The organism is Bradyrhizobium sp. th-b2, assembly GCF_000426785.1.
Lineage (GTDB): Bacteria > Pseudomonadota > Alphaproteobacteria > Rhizobiales > Xanthobacteraceae > Bradyrhizobium > Bradyrhizobium septentrionale.
This window is the reverse complement of sequence record NZ_AUGA01000002.1, coordinates 490,259-509,209: the sequence shown is the minus strand read 5'-3', so window position 1 is coordinate 509,209 and position 18,951 is coordinate 490,259. Positions and strand designations below refer to the sequence as shown.

Annotated in this window: 17 protein-coding genes; 6 read left to right on the top strand and 11 right to left on the bottom strand. The window is 58.4% G+C overall.

Annotated elements, in window-relative coordinates; translation table 11 throughout:
• From K359_RS0105170 to hxsA2, 6 genes are all read right to left on the bottom strand, one after another.
• The coding region (locus tag K359_RS0105170) for a hypothetical protein (RefSeq protein ID WP_029078389.1) at window positions 1–319 on the bottom strand (319 nt) is incomplete at its 3' end.
• 1,248 nt (window positions 320–1,567) lie between these two features.
• Window positions 1,568–2,530: a 4Fe-4S cluster-binding domain-containing protein gene (locus tag K359_RS51160; RefSeq protein WP_198031107.1), complete on the bottom strand. Its 963-nt coding sequence runs from the start codon at window positions 2,528–2,530 to the stop codon at window positions 1,568–1,570.
• Window positions 2,527–3,792, bottom strand: a complete 1,266-nt coding sequence (hxsB, locus tag K359_RS51155) for a His-Xaa-Ser system radical SAM maturase HxsB (RefSeq protein WP_198031106.1) — start codon at window positions 3,790–3,792, stop codon at window positions 2,527–2,529. The genes K359_RS51160 and hxsB overlap by 4 nt, the downstream gene beginning before the upstream one ends.
• Window positions 3,716–3,982, bottom strand: a complete 267-nt coding sequence (locus K359_RS63145) for a hypothetical protein (protein WP_198031105.1) — start codon at window positions 3,980–3,982, stop codon at window positions 3,716–3,718. The genes hxsB and K359_RS63145 overlap by 77 nt, the downstream gene beginning before the upstream one ends.
• A 17-nt stretch (window positions 3,983–3,999) precedes the next feature.
• A complete protein-coding gene (locus K359_RS0105155; protein ID WP_156928365.1) occupies window positions 4,000–4,395 on the bottom strand; it encodes a hypothetical protein in 396 nt (131 codons plus the stop codon).
• Window positions 4,334–4,552: a His-Xaa-Ser repeat protein HxsA2 gene (gene hxsA2, locus K359_RS66125; protein ID WP_205751491.1), complete on the bottom strand. Its 219-nt coding sequence runs from the start codon at window positions 4,550–4,552 to the stop codon at window positions 4,334–4,336. The genes K359_RS0105155 and hxsA2 overlap by 62 nt, the downstream gene beginning before the upstream one ends.
• 453 nt (window positions 4,553–5,005) lie before the next feature.
• Between hxsA2 and K359_RS0105150 the strand changes: the two genes are divergently transcribed.
• A complete protein-coding gene (locus K359_RS0105150; RefSeq protein ID WP_245284512.1) occupies window positions 5,006–5,755 on the top strand; it encodes an AraC family transcriptional regulator in 750 nt (249 codons plus the stop codon).
• A gap of 56 nt (window positions 5,756–5,811) precedes the next feature.
• Here K359_RS0105150 and K359_RS63140 read toward each other — a convergent pair whose 3' ends face one another.
• Entirely contained in the window at window positions 5,812–5,943 is a 132-nt protein-coding gene (locus K359_RS63140) for an aquaporin (RefSeq protein ID WP_165128500.1), read from the bottom strand.
• An 870-nt stretch (window positions 5,944–6,813) separates the two neighbouring features.
• On the opposite strand from K359_RS63140, the gene K359_RS58600 reads away from it, so the two are divergent.
• On the top strand, window positions 6,814–7,050 hold the full coding sequence (locus K359_RS58600; RefSeq protein WP_084518269.1) for a DUF3551 domain-containing protein: 237 nt from the start codon (window positions 6,814–6,816) through the stop codon (window positions 7,048–7,050).
• A gap of 29 nt (window positions 7,051–7,079) precedes the next feature.
• Here K359_RS58600 and K359_RS51150 read toward each other — a convergent pair whose 3' ends face one another.
• From K359_RS51150 to K359_RS61075, 3 genes are read right to left on the bottom strand one after another with little or no spacing between them, the layout of a single operon-like run.
• A complete protein-coding gene (locus K359_RS51150; RefSeq protein WP_084518268.1) occupies window positions 7,080–8,195 on the bottom strand; it encodes a GlxA family transcriptional regulator in 1,116 nt (371 codons plus the stop codon).
• 2 nt (window positions 8,196–8,197) lie between these two features.
• Window positions 8,198–9,076 carry a response regulator transcription factor gene (locus K359_RS51145; protein WP_371261124.1) on the bottom strand — a complete coding sequence of 293 codons (879 nt, stop codon included), beginning with the start codon at window positions 9,074–9,076 and terminating at the stop codon, window positions 8,198–8,200.
• Window positions 9,042–9,230 (bottom strand): hypothetical protein, encoded by a 189-nt coding sequence (locus tag K359_RS61075; RefSeq protein ID WP_156928363.1) that lies wholly within the window; start codon window positions 9,228–9,230, stop codon window positions 9,042–9,044. The genes K359_RS51145 and K359_RS61075 overlap by 35 nt, the downstream gene beginning before the upstream one ends.
• Window positions 9,231–10,221: 991 nt before the next feature.
• Here K359_RS61075 and K359_RS0105125 point away from each other — a divergent pair.
• Window positions 10,222–10,881, top strand: coding sequence for a response regulator transcription factor (locus K359_RS0105125; protein WP_029078386.1), 660 nt, complete (start codon window positions 10,222–10,224; stop codon window positions 10,879–10,881).
• A gap of 100 nt (window positions 10,882–10,981) precedes the next feature.
• Window positions 10,982–11,371: a response regulator transcription factor gene (locus tag K359_RS0105120; RefSeq protein ID WP_029078385.1), complete on the top strand. Its 390-nt coding sequence runs from the start codon at window positions 10,982–10,984 to the stop codon at window positions 11,369–11,371.
• Window positions 11,372–12,064: 693 nt separating this feature from the next.
• Here the strand turns inward: K359_RS0105120 and K359_RS0105105 are convergent.
• Window positions 12,065–17,974, bottom strand: coding sequence for an AAA family ATPase (locus K359_RS0105105; RefSeq protein ID WP_051346006.1), 5,910 nt, complete (start codon window positions 17,972–17,974; stop codon window positions 12,065–12,067).
• A gap of 331 nt (window positions 17,975–18,305) precedes the next feature.
• Here K359_RS0105105 and K359_RS51135 point away from each other — a divergent pair, with 331 nt between their 5' ends.
• Both K359_RS51135 and K359_RS0105095 read left to right on the top strand, forming a co-directional pair.
• Window positions 18,306–18,464 (top strand): hypothetical protein, encoded by a 159-nt coding sequence (locus K359_RS51135; RefSeq protein ID WP_371261123.1) that lies wholly within the window; start codon window positions 18,306–18,308, stop codon window positions 18,462–18,464.
• A 44-nt stretch (window positions 18,465–18,508) separates the two neighbouring features.
• Window positions 18,509–18,709 carry a hypothetical protein gene (locus K359_RS0105095; RefSeq protein ID WP_029078382.1) on the top strand — a complete coding sequence of 67 codons (201 nt, stop codon included), beginning with the start codon at window positions 18,509–18,511 and terminating at the stop codon, window positions 18,707–18,709.
• Window positions 18,710–18,951: the final 242 nt, after the last annotated feature.

Sequence of the window (18,951 nt, the reverse complement as noted above, 5' to 3'; positions counted from 1 at the left end):
TGGGGGTCATCAACGCGTAGAAGGCAACGCCAGGTAATTGCGGCGCGCCACCTTCAAAATAGTATTGCTCGCCCTGCTGCCGACCCTTGAGCGTCAGCGTGACGATGTCAGTCTTCAACAAGGGCTGGAAATTCGGATCGTTATTGTGGCGCAACGTCAACATTTCAGCCAATACCTCGCCGCCAGTAGACTCCTTGAAGGTGCCGACGAATGCGAAGGCCGAACTGCCGCCCATCATCTTGCCGTCATAGAAATAGAGGACGCCACGGCGGGAACCGTGCACCGTATGCATCTCGACCTTGTAAAGTCCCTTCAGCATTTCCGCTCCGGCTGGCCTGCGGGCTGTTCTCTCCGCCACGCCATAAGACCGATTTCATAGCGCCTGGGCTGAACTTCAACACGGCCTGGCGCTTCCTTCACGTCGATGGAAGTTACCCCCGCGCAGTGATATAGGCGATAAGGGAATCGCTTGTTGAGGTAGATCAAACGAGAAAATGTCACGATGTCCGCTCAGGGTCCAAACTCGGAAGTCGGAACGCGCAACCGTAACGTCCGCTTCACCCCCGACACCGGACTTTCGATAGCCAGCGCGGCACTTCCGGAAAAGGGCCAAAATCGGAAGTGTCTCCGCCTTAGCGGCACGTCCGTTCTACCCTCGAAAGCAGACATGGAATTCGGCAAGCGCGGCCGGCAGCCACGTGTATCCGCGATAAGCACTGGCATGCGAAATCATATAGGCTCGTAAAACATAAACGCTGGTTTACCTTTTAAGCGCATCCGGAGTTCGTGGACCGGACGGTCGCCAGTGCGTAAGTAGCGGATGGTCCTATAGTGCCCAGGAGCTCAACCTGCGCAGGGGGCGGCTCTGACTTGAGTTAGCGCAGTAAGAACTGGCTCTGCGGCTCTAACAATGCTGCAGGGGAGCGGAGGGGTAAGGTCTTTAGCGTTCTGCCGCCCCACCCCCTCCTGTTTCGGGCCCGGGCTCTACCCTGTGAAATAATTCCTCCGGTCTTGCGCGATACAATCATTCGAATTGCTGAGGGGAGCCGCAGGGGAGCAAATGCATAGATGTTGACGGCGGCTTTGGTGCGTCGAGTTAGTTGGCGCGAAACAACAGTGTGCGTCCCGCGCCAGTGTCCAATGTCCGCTTTGCGCTGCCGGCTCAACCGGACGTTCGGTCAGCGGCGCCTTTGATTCAGCGAGTACATACCTCCGTATTCTCGTACGACGTATGTCCCCGCGGGCCGGTCGTAATCCTACGCCATCTCGAACAGCTCAGGATGGGCGATTTCGTTTTTGCCAGGCAGGCCCCGCGACGCATGATACACCGCGGTGGAAATCTGAGTCTTGGCTAGGAAGTGATTGCAGCTATGCCGCGACTGAAACGCGGACGTCCGGTCGTAAGAAGCCGCTACAGCTCTTCTTTTCGTCGCATCGGTCGCATTCTTCGACAAATGCATTCTTCCAATCTGATATCGACTGCAGCGCATGCGGCCAGACCGAACGGGACAGTACACACTTCGGAAGATTGTAAACCGACACGTTCACACCAGCGGCGGCCAGGTGATCAACCGCTTTCGCCAGCCCCTCGCGATAGTCCATGGGATCCATCCAGAGCATCGCATCGTTCGCAATGGCAAAACCGGTGTTTTCGAGTCCCATCAACGCGACGTGATCGACGAATGATTCGGGCAATCCACCGACACGTCTCCGCGATAACCGGCGCGGTCAAGGCATGCAGGACAACGCGGATTTCAACGCGTTGGGCGCGATCTTTGAGCTTAAGAATTCCTAGCACGGTCTCGTCGAAAGCACCCTTGGCCTGCACCACATAATCGTGGAGATGATCGACCGCGGCATAAACCGGGATGGCCGCCATCAGCTTCGGGTGGCTGATATCCTTCCAGGCGTCCACAATCTGCGAGTTTGCGAACGCACGACCGTTGGTCAGAACCTGAACGGCGGTAGCAGGCAGCAGATCGCGGCACTGCTTCAGGACACCTATGAAATCCTTCCAGTCCGATAGGGTCTCGCCGCCGGTGAAGGTCAGCGCTTGCGTGCTGGAATCAATAAGGGGCAGGCTTTCTTTGATTTCATTCAGTATCCAGTGGTCATCGACATCCTTCGGTGGTTGCGAGCACATCAAGCAATAGTTGTTGCATCGTTCCGTGACCAGAAAGGAATTGTGCGCGGAGTTCCGCCGAAAGAGGGTACGAAACTTACGCGAAGAATGATCAAACCCGAGAACGTCGCCGTCTCCGAGGTAATCATACTTCAGCGCCACGGCGATGAATCGGCCTTCAAAGGCTTTAGGAGCAAGACTTGCGATGGACGAATCCGAAACAGCGAAAACGGATCGCCAATTGCATTCAAGCGCCCGCTGGACGTCCTCCGGTGTTTTAACGAGCGCAAAATCCGACGCCTGACGCCCGTCGCTGCATTCGACCGGCCGGAGCCTGACGACCGACCGAGCCTTCTCACCATGAAAGCCGCTGCTCAACAAGGCCGTGCCGTACAGAGGAAGAGTCATGAGGCCGCCCATCGCCGCAGGATTGCCGCGTCTTCCGGGGAATTTTCCAGGATGTTCAGCAGCACCCCCATGATACCCTTTTGCCGGGCGCAGAATGCAGACAGAGGCTTGATGCCGAGGGCGTCGCCTTGAGTGGCGTGATGATAGACGGGGTCCGCGCCGCAATGGCTCTCATACACGCACGTTGAGCATTCCGGGGCACATTGTGTTAATGACGACGATATCGTGTCGATCAGTTTGTCCGACAGAACGAGTGATTTGTAACTGTCGTGATCAACGTGCCCCAGCCGGAACGCGTTGTCGCCAGCCTCGGCAAGCATCCTGCCCTCATCGGAGGCGAAGATGCCGCCGTCGTAATTGTAAACCAGTGCACCAAGGCCGGCTCCGGCTGGACTGCGCAAGTCCACATAGCCAATGGGCCTGTCCGAAAGCATGCGCGTGAGGATCAGCGCGGCATAGAATTCCCGAAATGGCTTGCCCTGCCGGTTGATGTCCAGCACCCGGTGCAGACCACGCTCATAGAAATCCAGCCACTTTCCGGTATCGTATTTCTGAAACTGCTTGGTCTTCACCGCAAACCCGAACGGCGAAAGCGGACGCAAGAAGATGCCATCCAATCCCAACTGCAAATATTGGTCGATAATGTCATCGACGCGATCCAGGCTCGCTTCCGTTGTGGTCATCAGGGCACCGATCCTGTCGGGACCCAGAACCTCTTTGGCCCGCCGGATGCCGGCGACAGCTAGCTCGTGACTGTTTGCGCCCGGTCTCGGGCGGTTCTTATTGTGCAGATCGGCGGGGCCGTCGAGCGACGTAGAGAGAAGAACGTCGTTGGACTTACAAAAGTCGAGCACGACATCGTCCAATAGCGCCAAGTTTGACGCGATCACAAAGTCGACCTTTTTGCCGAGACTGGCGGAGCGCACTTTCGCGGTTGAAACAATGGTATTGATAAGTGGAAAATTAAGAAGTGGCTCGCCTCCCTGAAATTCAATCTTAATTCGCGGCGCCGGGCTGGCAAACGCGATGTCGAGGGCACGCATCGCCGTTTCTTCGCTCATATCGAATCGAGAGCGATCTGTACTTTGACGCGAGACTTGGCAGTAGGGGCAAGAGTGCTCACAACGTAACGTTACGACGAAGATATGAAGCGGTGTCGCTTGTTGAAGGAATGACATCCGGCTTCTAAGCCGCAATGCCAACAGCTGTCGTTGTGCCTGCTGATTGCTTCCGGTGATTAGGTGAGCCGAGTAGGCTTTCATAGAGACCATCGCCGGGCGTCACTCTAAGATCGATCAGCTTATTGATCTCATCTTCAGTTAGACGAATAAAATCGCCTACCATGTTTGCAACGAGATATTGATATGTTCCGGTGCGCTCAAAACTGAAAGGCAACAACGAAATAGTTTCGGTTGCCGCGCTGAACGCTTCAGGAGCTAAGAAACGGGCCATACTGCTCCGGCCGGAATCTACCCGGCATCTTTCTGGTTAGCCGCCAAAGACCCGAACGCAAGAGCAAGGATGACGTTTCGCACGCCTTCAGTCTTGCCGGCGACGCGGGCTCGCAAATTCTCGTCCGCAACGAGGTTGAGGAATCGTTCCTTCAGGTCGTCAGGAGAGAGAACGCCGCGGCGCTGCGGACTGGTGGATGCAAGAAGGTGGCACACATATCGATCGGCTACCCGGTCGATCTGACAGGTTGCCGTTCCAATTAGCCGATAGGCCGCCGCATCCAAGGCCTCCAGGCTCTGAATGCTCGAATCAAGATCTACAGCAATCATAACTGGAGAGGCCGAAAGATCCTTAGCGGCTGGAGGCATGTGAAGCATGGGATGCATGCGATGCATGAGATGAGTGACCAGCAACAATCGTCCCGTCAGGTTGCTTCGTCATAACGAACCCGAGGAGGTCCTCACCAACTTGAAAGTGAGCGTTCGGTGCCGGCTTCGCCTGCAAAGCTTGGTCTACCGGCGAAGTTACTTTGTCATTACTTACTGCCGGTTTGGCTTCTGCACCCTTCATCGACAGCCCCGAAAGCGTGCGCCGATTGATAGCAGCAACTTGGACTTTTTAGCCATTTTTGATCCCTCTGCGCCATGTCCACTCAAATTGAACGCGCGCGGAAATAGGATCATGTGAGCCTAGTCGGCAATACGAAATCGACGGTCGAATTGATTTTGGCGCAATAAAAGCTATTTCGCCGCAAATTGTGGTGATAAAGCGCTGCAATTGAGCCGGGGTTGGACAGCAAGTTTTCGCAACTTCAGCAATTTTTGATATTTCGAACTAGCGATCAGTGTGTACTTGGATAAATGAGACAAATCTGTGAGGGGAATCAGTTTGGGGCCGGACGCTAAAATCGAGTGGCATCAGCGACAGCCTGATGCACATTATCCATTTTTGGTTAGACGGATGTCTTGGTCGTGGTTCTCCGCCGAGATTGTTCGTGTTCAACCAACGGAATTGGAATAGCGAGTGAAGGGAGAAGCAGCTTATCTAGCGCTGCATGACTTTGTTCGCTCTGATGGAGAGACGACCATAAACGGGGGGAGCCGTTCGACTCTTACTGACGTCCGAGATAAATTGACGTTCGTGCGGGTCGGCTCTTCCGCGGAAGGTTGGAATTGTTTCAAAGGCAGGGTGTCGTCGGTCTTTGCAGTTCATCTCGCTCCTCTCTCATCAGATCAGTACGCAAACGATATCTCAAATATTCCCCCATCTTTGTACTTTGAAAATAGCAATCTTAAATCTACGCTTCAAAAACTCCAAGGCGTCTTAGATGGCTCGGGCATAGTTGACCGCGCATATGCTGAAACGCTCGGGCTGTTGCTCTTGTGGGAGCTACGGCACGCCGTTGACCCAAAGTACTCGCAATTGAAACCGGTTCGCGGAGGTTTAACTGTGCTTCAATTGAAACGCATCAAAGAGTTTGTTGGTGTTCACATTTCGAAAGGAATCGGGATATCCGAGCTAGCGAACTTGGTTGAACTGAGCCAGTTCCACTTTATTCGCGCGTTCAAAAGCTCAGTTGGGCTTTCGCCCTATCAGTACGTCCTGTCCGCGCGGATCGGCGTTGCAAAAGAGATGTTGTCGAAACGCGAACTATCGATTGCCGACGTGGCGCTTGGGGTGGGGTTTAGGGATGCATCCCAACTGAACCGCGTGTTTCGAAAATTGGTTGGAGTTACGCCAACGGCGTTTCGGCGCGAAAGTGGTTCGCGTTAAATAGTTGAAGTCACCCCGCCCGCACTCAAACCGCATGCAGGCGGGAAGCCTTCTCCTCAGATCGCATTACATCTTGCAGCAAGCGATACGCGACTACCGCCGATCAGTTGAAACACGATATAGCCCATGGCTTCGAGCGGTTGAATGGCACCCGCAGCGAGGACACCGACGGTGACCGCCGGGTTCATGTGGCGCCCGATACAGGGCCGTATGCGAAGGCGAAAGCCATGATAGCCAGGCCATAGGCAAGAGCAATTGCGCCCATGCCGGCCAGGCCGACGCCGTCGCCCATCACGGCCGCCGTTCCGGCGCCGATGAATACAAATGCGAACGTTCATGAACTCGGCCATGAGTTTAGCTGTCGTCTGGTTGGACATGTTGACTCCATAGGTGAGATTGATCGCGCGGCGCGAATGACGGTGCGCCGGGAGGCGGCAGGACCGGTGGATTGATCGCGGCAGATTGAAGTCTCGCCGATCATCAAGTTGAGTGCGCCAGTCCAATGACTACGAGGAGCCCCTTGCAAGCACAGGTTCTTGTTAGCAGCGACGGACGCGCCGCGATCTGCCGTCAGTGTGGGGTAGTTTGCCATTGGTACTTTTCCAGTGCATGAGCAGAGAAGCCCCGGACATACGATCGCGTATGGAGCGCATGTGTCCTCTCGGCGGCGCTCGCACAGTTCGGGACGAGAACGTTGATGTGTGGTTCTGGCGGCCTCACGACTTTGGTGAGGTTGCGGGCAATTCGTGCCTATTGCTCCAAATGCATAAGCTCACGACGTTGTTCGAGCGTCACGAGGCAGGAGGCCTGGCTCCGATCGACCGGGAGCTTCGAGCTTCGTCAACGTCGCATGTCCGCTCGCGTCATTGCGAAGGGCGATTTCGTCGATGTGACCAATTGTGACACTGCGATACCTTGGGCTACGTCATCCCAAGCTTAGATGACCGGCCAGAGAGTACGGTCTGACGCCCCTCGCGCCTCGCAAGGCGCCCGCAAAGATCGCTCGCTCCTTGCGACGAGGACCGTTCGCTTTAAAACAGAAACCCGGAGTTTAATCCATGCGTCAAGTTCAACTTGCAGGCCTGTCTGTCATCGGGCTTCTCGCGATCGCCTCGCCAGCCGCTGCGAACGATCGGTACTGTCTGCAGGGACGGGAGTGGGGCTATCCCGGCAATTGCGAGTTTTCAACGTATAGCCAATGCACGGCCAGCGCGTCCGGCACCGACGCCTACTGCGGTATCAACCCACAGTACGCATATAGAGGCCAGCGCTCCGGCCACACACGAGCCTATTGAGCGACGGCATTTCGCGCCAGCGCGATGCGTCAGGAGGCGTGGTGGTCGCGGACGCGGCCACCATCATGTGCTGCGAGAAGTCCTGGCGGAGTCGAGTCGGGGCTGCTCATCGGGTGGAATGCCTTGGCCGGCGGCGGTTTTAGCGGTAGCTTGCCGGGCAACCCGACCGAGTCTTGACGCCGGAAGCGATCACGATGTTCGTTGGGTCCGGTTCCGATTCGTCGCATGAACGCGCGCCGCATGGTGTCGCGATTTGCGAATCCACAGAGTGTTGCGACGCATTTCAGAGGTCTGTTGGTATCTTCCAGCAAGCGTCGCGCCCGGTCAACGCGCGCCATCTCGACGAAGTTGCCCGGCGTCACGCCCGCTTCCTCCTGAAAGACGCGAGTGAAATTGCGTACGCTCATGGCGGTTCGCAGGGCAAGCGTCTTCACCGTCAGTTCGAGTTGCAAATGCTCCAGGATCCAGTGCTGCACAGCGTGGATTCGTCCTTCCTTTGCGCCCTGGGCCGCAAGATGTGCGCTGACTTGCGACTGGCCGCCCGACCGCTTCAGGAACACGACCAGCCGGCGCGCGACCGAAAGTGCAAGGCTATAGCCATGATCATCCTCGATCAGCTTCAGCGCGAGGTCGATGCCTGCAGCCACGCCCGCCGAGGTGCAGAGCGCTCCGTCTTGCACGAATATCCGGTCTGGCGAGACCTTGGCCGCTGGAAACTTCTCGGCGAGTTCGGAGGTGTGCTGCCAATGTGTTGTCACGTTGAGCCCGTCGAGAAGCCCCGCAGCGCCGAGAAAGAATGCGCCGGTGCCGTCCGACCCGTAGCGCCGACTCCGTAATGCGTGGCGACGCAGCAAGGTGCACATAGCCGGCTCTTTATAGGCTTGAGCGTAGTCCGGTGTGCCGGCGACCAGCAGCGTGTCGATCGGCCCGTCGTCGTCAAAGATCGAACCGTGAGCCATCAGCGACATGCCTCCAGCCGTGACGTTGCGATCCCAACTCGTCGACAGGAGTCGAACCTCGTAATTGCATTTGCCGGGAGCTTGGCGGTTGGCTTCAAGGAAGGCATCCAAAGGACCGGAGATGTCAAGGGACTGCGCATTTTGCGGTACGACGATGGCAACAGGCGTACTGGTCGCTTTCGTCATCGTCAGTTCCGAGCTACGACGCGGAGGGCGTGACCCTGGTGGCGAGCCGCGCGCGCCGGGATCGGTGCGCTGGCAACCGGAGGGCTCGCGGCCTCGCGCAGAATGAACCCGGCGCCGCGTATATTGTAGATCATCGGCACTTCGTCGGGGCCATCGACCTTGTGGCGCAGGCGGCCCATGTGGACATCAATCAGATTGGTCTTCGCATCGAAGTTGTAGTTCCATACGTCCTTGAGGAGCATCGAGCGCGTAAGCAACTGTCCGCTACGCCGCATCATGTAATCGAGAAGACGGAACTCGCGCGGCAGCAGCTCGATCTGCCGGTTCCTGCGCCTTGCGTTCCGTTCGATGAGATCGAGTTCGAGCGTTCCAATTCTCAAGGTGGTCTCGCGCACGACCATGGGCCGCCGCAGCAACGCATCGAGTCGTGCAACGAGCTCGATCAATGCGAACGGCTTGATGAGATAGTCGTCGGCCCCCGTGCGCAACGTCATGACGCGATCCTCGACGGCATTGAGCCGGCTCAGCATCAGGATGGGGGCTTGTATCTGCTCCTGTCGCAGGCGCTGGATGATACCGAGCCCATCCAAGCCAGATGGCCGGCGATCGACGATTAGGGCATCGGGCCTCCATTCATGCGCCATCTTGAGGCCTTCAAGCCCATTCGATGCCCACTCCACCTCGAACCGCTGAGCGGCGAGCCCCTCGACAATTTCCTCTGCAACGCTTCTGTCGTCCTCTATCAGTAATACCTTCCTCATCGTGTTTTCTCTCGGTTGCTGCAGTCTCGGACGGCGTCGCTCGCCGCCGCCGTTGCCCCAGTCGGCGTCGCTGCCAGGCAAGCCTTCATGATGCCGTCGCCCGGCATTCGATGAGTTCAATGGTGCGATCGCGGTGATCTGCGTAACAGCCGTGATCGCAGTAGGTCAGATGGGTTCCGAGTTCGCGCAGATAGGCCGCTCCAATCGGCGTCTCGCAGCTCACGCATACAGGATTGGAACAGGGCGTCCTGCCGGTAACGAGGATGAACTGCACTTCATGCCTCCTAGGGAGCATCGTTGACGAAGCCGGTCGTCCAGGCCGCGCGCGGCCACGATAGCCACTTGCGATCGATTTCCTGGCGCGCCTTGAAGCGATCGAGGCAACTCTTTGAGCAGAGCGCGGTCCGCCAGGAGTAGCGCCGTATCAGGCCGAATCTTCCGTTGCATATTGGACACCGCTTGGTTGCGACGTCGCGAGCATGCTGGCCCTCGTCACCCATTTGCGCCTCCTATGCTTGATGCTGGGATCGTAGGCGGTTGCCGCCTGCAATCGGTTAGTCCGCTTGGTAACGAGACTAGGAGGGGAAGGCTGCGGTCTCCATTGTCGGCGGGTAGACGTCCGATACCTAAGAAGATCAGCAAAGCTATACGGGAGTTTATGGTGCTTGCCTTCGGATCAGCGGCCGTCATCGGGAGTGACGATGCGCACATGCGGATCGGTAATCGTGGCTCTCGACGTGGGCTATTGGATGCTGGTTAGTCACGACTTCGCAGAATGGCGGAATTCGGCCGGCTACCATGGCCGCGACGACGGACGGAGCACATCCGAAAACAAGGAGGCGGACCGCTCCCGTGTGCGGGGGACGCGGCAAGGGGAACGGTCCGCCCGGCAGACATGTGGTGCGCGCGGGGAGGAGACGCGGCCGATCTGCTGGATTCAAATCTAGGCTCGACCAGCCTGCCCATCAATTAAACCGAGGTTTAGCCAACCTAGCGTAAGGTTCGATTGGATTGCGGCCATGCCGGTTGATGGCCCTGAGGCTGGAATGCATTCCTAAGCCCGGCGCGACCTCGCAATGCTCGATTTTTCACGATGTAGCCGCTGCGGGCGGATGGTCGGGCACTTTGGACTGCGATCGGATCGCCAGACTTCCTTCTCAAAATGCACTAGTCTTGGCCGCCGCAAATCCGGAAGGCCAACGAACGATGTGTGGCCATATTCCGGATGGCCGAAACTTGGCTGCTAGCACCTGAGAGGAAGCCGCGTGACCAGTAGCTCCAAATCGCAACGAGATCCTGCAGCCGCGGTAGAGCGTGTCGTCTTCATCATCGACGATGATCTTGCGATGCGTGAGACCCTCGGCAGTCTTTTCCGTTCCGTGGGCTTGCGCGTGGAATTGTTCGGTTCAGCGCGTGAATTCGCGCAAATCAAGATGCCCGATGCGGCGAGTTGCCTGGTGCTCGACATTAGGTTGCCGGGGGTGAGCGGGCTCGAGTTTCAGGCTGAATTGCTCAAGGCCGACATTTGTATCCCGATAATCTTCATGACGGGTCATGGGGACATTCCGATGTCGGTTCAGGCCATGAAGGCCGGCGCCATGGACTTTCTGACCAAGCCGTTTCGCGACCAGGATATGCTTGATGCCGTCGTCAAAGCGCTTGAGCGCGATGAAAAACGGCGTGACGAGGAGAAGATCGTCGCAGAACTCCGCGGCCGGCTCGATTCCCTGACTGCGCGCGAGCGGGAGGTCATCACGTTCGTCGTCGACGGTCTGCTCAACAAGCAGATTGCGGCAAAGCTGGGTGTCACCGAGATTACGGTGAAAGTCCACCGGGTCAACATGATGCGGAAAATGAGGGCGCGGTCCATGATCGAACTGGTGGGAATGGCCGATTTGCTCGGGATCCGGCACCCTAAGGTCTAGACTCTATACTCAGGTATCGTTTTCCAAGTGCGATCCGCAGTGCAATCTGGGGACGACGACACTTCGGGAATCCTGCCGCCGGGTCAAGGAATGATCGATTTTGCCAAAGCCACCGCTCGTCGCAATCATTGATGATGATGCGTCCGTCCGTGCCACGACCGATAGCCTCGTCAGGTCGCTTGGATATGTCGCGCATACATTCGCGTCTGCGGAAGAGTTCCTGCATTCGAACCGCATCGACGAGTTCGCATGCATCATGGCAGACGTTCAGATGCCCGGCATGAGCGGCGTCCAGTTGCAGGATCATCTGAATGCCATGGGTTACGTAACTCCGTTCATTTTTCTCACTGGGTTCCCGGACGAGAAGACCCGCGCGCGGGCCATGGCGGGCGGAGCAATCTGCTATCTGACGAAGCCGTTCGGCGGCGACAATCTTATCCAATGCCTTGAGACCGCGTTGAAGACAGATGGCGGTGGAGCCGGAAGCTGAGGCGCCAGCGCGGGCTTCTGGGCTTCTTGATCGGTGAATGATGGTGGTCTTGCAGACTGGCGAGTCTGGCATGAGGCCCAGCTTGATTGTTGCCCTTGTGAACTGGACGATTGCGCGCGAGGAGCCGAGAAGGCGATACCTCGGTATGAAGCGTGCCTCCCAATGATCGATCCAATCTAAGCGGAGGCAGAATGGAGTATTGCGTGGCGCCGCCTATTCTCAATCGCAAGCAGTCACCGTGCTGCCGCCATTGATCAAGCTCATCAGCAGACCGAGGTTACCATGCTTGTCACACTTGTCGCCGTCCTCTGTAACGCCCAGCTTTGCCTGGAAAAAGTTGTGACCAACAGTGAGCAGTCGGGCCTCACGATGTCTGCGTGTCAGGTAAACGCGCAAATTGGTATAGCCGACTGGCTTACCAACGGTCCGCATCATGGGTGGAGGCTAGAAGGTTACAAGTGTGTACTGGGAAAATATGCGCCCAAACAGAGCGCTTGATACTGGCAAGCTGCCGGTGCCGCGGGCGTCGCCAATGTCGACGCTAAGGCGCGACAGAAGGCGCCAGACGTCGGCGCTGAGCGTCCGGAACGTCGAATTACCAATACCTGCTTGTGCTGGGCAGATGAGGCGCCGGGATAGACGATTCGAGCGGGCCGTTGAGACGTCGCTTTCGATCAGTTGGTCGACGGCGCACTATACCGCTTGCCAGGGAATCGTGAACTGAAACGTGGCGCCGTGAGGTTGATTTGCGATCGCCAAGAGTCGACCACTGTGCGCCTCGATGATCGAACGGCAGATCGACAGCCCCATACCCATGCCGCCGGCTTTAGTGGTGAAGAAGGCATTGAACAGCCGATCCGCATCCTTTGGAGAAATGCCGATTCCGCAATCCGTCACGCTTACGAGCACTTGTTCTGCGCCATCCCGACGCGATTGGACCACCAGTGCGCGCGGTCGATCCATAACCGACTGCATTGCTTCGAGACCGTTCATGACCAGGTTGATAATCACCTGCTGCAATTGGACTCGATCGCCCAAGATCGAGGGCAGAGCCGGTGCCAGCTCCAATCGTAACGACACATGTCGGCTGGTCAATTCGTGTTGCACCAAAGCGAGCGCCTCCCTAACGACGTCATTGACATCGAGCGGCGCCCTCTCGAGGTCGGACCTCTTTGCCAGCGCCCGAACACGTCGAATCACGTCAGCCGCCCGATTGCCTTCCTTTATGATCCAACCTGCAGCGAGGCGTGCTTCCTCCAGGTTGGGGGTATCGCCGTCGAGCCAACGCAGACAGGCTCCGGCGGCATTGACGAGGGCAGCCAGCGGTTGGTTCACCTCATGTGCGATCGAGGCGGTCAGTTCGCCCAGCGTCGTCACCCGCGTAACGCGTGCAAGCTCCATCTGGGCATCGAGCAGGCGTCTTTCGCTGGCGCGCAGCTCTTCTTCTGCCAACTTGCGGTCCGTGATATCGCGGCACACGTTGCCGATGTTCACGGGCTGCCCGGTCTCGGGATCGTCGATCCGAAAGGCCGAATAGAGGATAGGAATTGGATCTCCGGTCTTGAAATGGCGAAAACGCATCTCGCCCGACCATGACCCCTTTTCGAGCACCGTCGGCCAGAGCACGTCATTCACGAACTGACGGTCCTCCGGGAAAATGTAGTGGATTCCACGCCTCGTCTTGGCTTCTTCCCAGCTGTCGAGCCCAACCATCCTCAGGCCGGCCTTGTTCAGGTAGATCGGCATCCCTCCGGAGAGGTCGGCGATCGCCATTAGGTCAGCCGCCTGTTCGACCAATGACGCCAGGCGTTGGCGCTCAAGCTCGGCACGTTTGCGCTCCGTGATGTCGACGACGAACGAAACGCCTTCGTCTTGTTTCGACTCGAAAAGCGCGCGGGCGATCAGAACGGAGACGCGGCTACCGTCTTTGCGAAAGTACTCTTTCTCCCGCGGTGGGAGGGATCCAGCCGCCCTTAGCTCGGCAAGGACACGCCCGTCGGTGTCGCTCCATTCGGGCGGCGTCAGCTTCGTCCATAACAGCCTACCCGCGAGGAGATCTTCCCGGTCATATCCGACGATATCCAGAAAGGCCTGATTGGCATCGATGATTCGGCCCTGAGCATCCCAAATCAAGACCCCGACGATGTTCGAATCGACCAGGCGCCGGATCCTGGCCTCGCGCTCCTGGAGATCGCCATAGAGGCGAGCATTCTCCAGCGAGTTCGCGGCTTGCGAGGTCAACAATTTCAGAACCGAGATCCGAGAGGGCGTGAATACGCGCGATGCAAGCTTGTTCTCAAGATACAGCGCCCCGATCAGCTTGGCCTGTTTCAGCAAAGGTAGGCAAAGGACTGATCGGGCGCGTTCGCGGCTGATGTAATCGTCTGCCGAGAACAGGTTCTTCGCCAGGGCGTCATCCAGGATCACGCTTTCCCGCGTCCGCAACACGGTGTGAAGCACGGATTGCGGAAGGGCGGCCGGCGACACCGGCGTTTGGCTCAGCGTGACCTCAACTTGGTTTTGGCCGGTAGTCGCTTCAGCAGCGATCTGTGGCTCATCACCAGCAAGCAGAATAAGTAGGCCACGCTCGGCCCCGGCGTGCTCGACCGCTATCCGAAGCAGTGTTTCGATGAGCTTGCTGAGCTCGATCTCACCTGAGACGGCCTGAGACACCTTGACTACGGTTGCGAGGTCTAGGTTTTCGATCGGCGCTCCGATCGTCCCTGTCGGACCGAGAGCCGGCGCGTCCTCTCGCAGATGCGAATACAACTCATCGAGCTGTCGTACCTTGCCGTGGGCTCCCCAACTCAGGTAGCAGCGCCGCGCGCTTCGCTGATATGATTCAGCGATGGTTTGAAAGCCGCGGGTCGCGCAAAACCGGGCAGCCCGTTCGTGGGCCAAGCCCTCGTTCTGGATGAAACCATGTTCCCGCGACAGTCTAATCGCCTCCTCATGGAGGCGCATCGCGTCCAGCTCCCGGCCTTCAAGGCGCGCAATCTCGGAACCCACCAATGCTGCGCGATTTGCGAACGTTGCGGGGCAGTGCTCCGCCCACAGCACGAGCTGCCTGTGATGCGCGATCAACGCTTCTAAATGCTGACGCCGTTCCTCGGGCGAACTCGTGTCGTAATGTGCCGCCCGAGCGAGCGCTGCGAAAAAGTGGTATTCGGCCAACTCAAATTGGGTCGGGATCGTCCAAAGCAGTGCTTCGACCTTGGATACGGCCGCCATAGCTGATGTGGCGTCGTTGGCGTAGACCCTGGCCTGTAGCTTGCGAATCCAATAGTAGCAGGACGCAATGGCGAGTTGAGGATTGCTGTTCAGGCGTCGCTCGAAATGACTCTCTTCGAATTCCGCGTCATTGAAGGAGTTGAAGTCCTGCGTCAGTCCGCGGAGCATCCGGATCAATCTGAGCTGCCCGATGATGCAATCACTCGCGAGACCGAACCGTACCTTCCGCGCGAACTCGAGGCCGTGGTCGGAGACACGCTCGACTTCACTGAGCAAGTCTCCTGCAGCGATAAGATTGGTAATCACGTCGATGCAGCTATAGGCTGCATAGGAAAGATCACCGGCAGCGAGCGCCGCATCAAAGGCCCGTCCCAGGAAGGCGTGAGAGATCTGCAAGGGCTGAGTCCAATGAGCGACATGGACGGCAAACACCAGATAGACACGAGCGCTATAGCGGTCGAGGCCATGCTTCTCGATTAAATCCAGGCCAAGCCTGCCAAAGCGGGATCCTGCCCGGTATTGTCCGAAGTGCGCGCCAAGGACGCCGCCGAGCCACACATAGGCGAGGCATGAGCCGTCGCTGTTGCCGAACTCCAGGCTGAGGCGTGCCATCCGACTGACGATCAGCCGGAACAAATTCAAATCAGTGAACAAGGCTGGCGAGGTGAGGACGGTCAGCACGTCCATGGTGGCACACCGATCCGGATCCCACATCCGCGGCAAGTCAACCAGCGCTTCAATCGAGCGAGCACCGAGCCGCTGCCACAATCGGTCATAGCCTCGGCGAACATCTTCCGTTGTCGGATGAGCCGACCACTCGCCGTCGATGCGGCGGAGATGCTCCAAGCCCACCCGAACAGCGTCGTCACTCCGGTCCAGGGTTGTGTAAAGATTGATACGCGCGCAGGTGACGGAAGCGGAATCAATCATGTTCCGCGTGTGAATTGACAACGCGGCGAGCCGTTCTTCGGCTGACGGCAACTCCCCGGTCAGGTATTCGCACTCGGCCCAATTGAGCTCGAGGTCGAAGGTTAGCCGATAACAACTGTGCCAGCCGATCTCGGCCAGCAAGGCACGACCGGCGCTGAAATATCGCAACGCCGAGTCGTATGCGGTTGCCGTCTTGGCGCGCTTGCCTGCCAAGAGGTTGAGCCGCGCGATCTCTTCGCGCTCAGTCTGGCTGACGATCAAACCTGCGCCGCGATCGAACTGGTTCACAAGCTCGAAGACATTCTCCTCAATCTCGTCGACCGGGGTACCTGCCGCGAGCAGGCGCCCAATCTGGAGATGGGTCATTGCGCGCTCATCTTCAGGGATGAGCGCATATGCCGCCTCTCTAATACGGTCGTGGAGGAAGGAGTAGGCGTCGTCCGAGCGCAGCACAAGACCGGACTGGACGGCGTCCCAAAGCGTGGCGTGGATCTCTGCTTCGGTTGCTTGATAGACCAAGGCCAGGGCAGCTGTCTTGGCCGCGTTTCCGAGACATGCCAGTTGTTTCAGAACACCTTGGGTTGCGGGAGGCAGGCGGCCCAGTTTCTTCGCCATCAGATTCGCAACGTTACCGGTGAATCCCTTGGCCCGGATGCGCGGCAAGTCCCACGTCCAAGCCGTGGTAGGCGGATCGAATGCCAGCAGCGCCTCGTCGGCTAATGTAGCCACGAACTGGATCGTGAAGAATGGATTGCCAGCCGTCTTCTCGAACACCAGGTCGGCTAATGGCCGCACGCTGCTCTTCTCCGTCCGCAGGGCGTCTGCCAGCAGCCGCGCCACGTCGTCGGCCCACAGCGGCATCAGCATCGTCTCTTGCACACGCCCGTGCGCATTCCGAATTTCGGCCAGCGTGCGCGCAAGCGGGTGCGTGGGGCCGACCTCGTTGTCCCGGTAAGCCCCGATCAGCAGCAAATGGCGCACGTCCGGGTGTGCAAGCAGATGCTCGATCAAATCGAGCGTTGCCGAGTCCAGCCACTGGAGATCATCGAGGAATAGCGTCAGGGGGTGCTCTGGCCTGGCAAACACGCTGAGGAAGCGGCGGAATACCAACTGAAATCGGCCCTGCTGGTCCTGTGGCGAAAGATCAGGAATTAGCGCCTGATCGCCTATGATGAGAGCCAGTTGCGGAACGAGATTCACCATGAGCTGGCCATTAGAGCCCAGTGCCTCCTGCAAGGCGCCGCGCCATTGGCCCAACTCCACGTCGCTCTTGCCAAGGATCTGTTGAACCAGGCTCTGGAAGGCCTGGGCTATCGTGGCATAAGGGATGTTGCGCTTGTACTGGTCGAATTTGCCGGCCGAAAACAAGCCGCGGGTCGGCACCAGCTCTTTGTGCAGCTCGTTGACGATCGAGGATTTGCCTATGCCGGAGTAACCCGAAACCAGCACCAACTCCGGCATACCGCTCTTGACGACGCGATCGAAGGCTGTGAGCAGGGTCTCGACTTCGCGCTCGCGGCCGTAGAGCTTTTCAGGAACCAGCAGCCGGTCGGGCGTGTCCTGTTGGCCGAGCGCGAAGTCGCCGATCGCCCCATGGGCTTCCCATTCGACCAGGCAGCGTCGCAGATCGCGCTCGACACCGGCCGCGGTCTGGTAGCGTTCCTCGGCCGTCTTGGCGAGCAGCTTCATGATGAGGGCCGAGATTGTTGCAGGCGCAGTCGGCAGCCGCTCGGTGGGCGGGGTCGGCCTTCTCGCGATATGGCAGTGCACCCACTCCATGGGTTCGACCGCGGTGAATGGCAACGAGCCCGTCAGCATCTGGAAGAGCGTGATACCCAACGCGTAGAGGTCGCTGCGCGCATCGATCGAACGGTTCATCCGCCCGGTTTGTTCGGGAGCCATGTAGGCCAGGGTCCCGGCAATGGTCTCGGGAGGTTCGAGCGCCGGCCGCTCGCGAGGCAGTCGCGACGCGATACCAAACCCCGTGAGCCTGACTTGGCCGGTCGTGCGGTTGACGAGGATGTTGGCTGGCTTGATGTCCTTGTGCACGAGGCGGCGTCTGTGCGCCTTGTCGAGCGCGTTGGTGATCCCGATGGCGAGGCGCAAGAAGCATCCCGGCTCGAGAGGCTCGTTGAGCATCCGTTCGAGTGGCTCACTGTCGATATCCCGGAGCACCAGCATAGTTCGACCGCGCTCGCGAACGAGGTCCAGTGGCCGCACTGCCCACGCCTCGTCCAGTTCATCCTTCAATCCGTATTCGTGAGCGAGACGATCGAGGGTGGCGGGGGCCGGGTGTTCCGAGGCAGGGAGAACCGCGAGCACCGTCTCCTGCTTGCCTTCGGCACTCGCGCGCTGTCCCCGGCAGAAGATGCGGTCACCGTCTTTCCACAGGATCGGGAAGCTGCGATCGCCGTTGGCGTCGAACTGATTCGAAGGATTCATCGACAACCTCCGCCATCGGGCCGTGACGGCACTCGTACTGAGAAGGTGTTGCATCCCGTAGCCGGACCAAGCCGACCTTGAGCAGAAAAGCATAGCACATACAGGAAGGTACGCGATAGCTGCGCCGGGCCTGGCTCCGGATGCACGGCTAACAGCGCATGGACTACTGGTGCGAAACTGGTGCGGTTGGCCAGGAGCGGAAACTTGGAGAGGCCGCCGAGCCCTGTTGCATTTTCAGTCGAGCAGATAGTCGGTTGCTCCCGGCACAAAAGTTTGCGGATACAGGGAGCTGAGAGAGTCCGGCGAATTCGCTATTCCTGGCTTTGCAAAGGTGTCGGTCGTGAACAAGCCCGCTACCGAAGCCCGGATGGGCGTCAATCCCTTCACGAAGGAACCGATGCAGTTCGCAGCCAAGCCCGCGAGCAAGTCGGTGAAGGCCTCACCGTTGAAGGTCGCCAAGGACGCTGTCCAGAGTGTTGGAGAAAGTTGAGGCGAGTCATCGATAGTCTAGGCCTTTCGGCCGGCAAACTAATAATGACGATCGCAAAAGCAAATTGGGAGAACAATCAAACCGACGGCGGGGATACCGTCTCGCCGTTGCAGTTTCAGCCAATCTCAACGCGGCTGAGGTTTCCCACGACGATCGTGACCGAACCCGCGCAGCGCCAGTGCGGACGTGATCTGACAACCATCCACCGGCTTCCGGCAACGCCTTATGGTGACGGCGGAATGTGAACCCTATTTGCATTCGAGGAGACGATTGGTGCTACCAGGCATTCTTGCGCGCGCAGGGACAGCCATAATCCTATGCAAATCAACACCCGACCGACGATCCAACGCCGAGCGCTGGATCGGTCGTGTCGAGCACCGCTCTATGGATCCATCCCCAGCGACTGACCGCCAAACTTGGACGGATCGTCATAGCGTGGCGTGTCGTCATAGCCGGGCATCGTAACGACGAAACGCGAAATCACACT

Excerpts from the sequence above, each read along its gene's own strand:
- K359_RS51160 (WP_198031107.1), bottom strand. The coding sequence starts at position 2,530 with ATGACTCTTCCTCTGTACGGCACGGCCTTGTTGAGCAGCGGCTTTCAT.
- hxsB (WP_198031106.1), bottom strand. The coding sequence starts at position 3,792 with ATGAAAGCCTACTCGGCTCACCTAATCACCGGAAGCAATCAGCAGGCA.
- K359_RS63145 (WP_198031105.1), bottom strand. The coding sequence starts at position 3,982 with ATGGCCCGTTTCTTAGCTCCTGAAGCGTTCAGCGCGGCAACCGAAACT.
- hxsA2 (WP_205751491.1), bottom strand. The coding sequence starts at position 4,552 with ATGAAGGGTGCAGAAGCCAAACCGGCAGTAAGTAATGACAAAGTAACT.
- K359_RS63140 (WP_165128500.1), bottom strand. The coding sequence starts at position 5,943 with ATGAACCCGGCGGTCACCGTCGGTGTCCTCGCTGCGGGTGCCATTCAA.
- K359_RS58600 (WP_084518269.1), top strand. The coding sequence starts at position 6,814 with ATGCGTCAAGTTCAACTTGCAGGCCTGTCTGTCATCGGGCTTCTCGCG.
- K359_RS51150 (WP_084518268.1), bottom strand. The coding sequence starts at position 8,195 with ATGACGAAAGCGACCAGTACGCCTGTTGCCATCGTCGTACCGCAAAAT.
- K359_RS0105105 (WP_051346006.1), bottom strand. The coding sequence starts at position 17,974 with ATGAATCCTTCGAATCAGTTCGACGCCAACGGCGATCGCAGCTTCCCG.
- K359_RS0105095 (WP_029078382.1), top strand. The coding sequence starts at position 18,509 with ATGACGATCGCAAAAGCAAATTGGGAGAACAATCAAACCGACGGCGGG.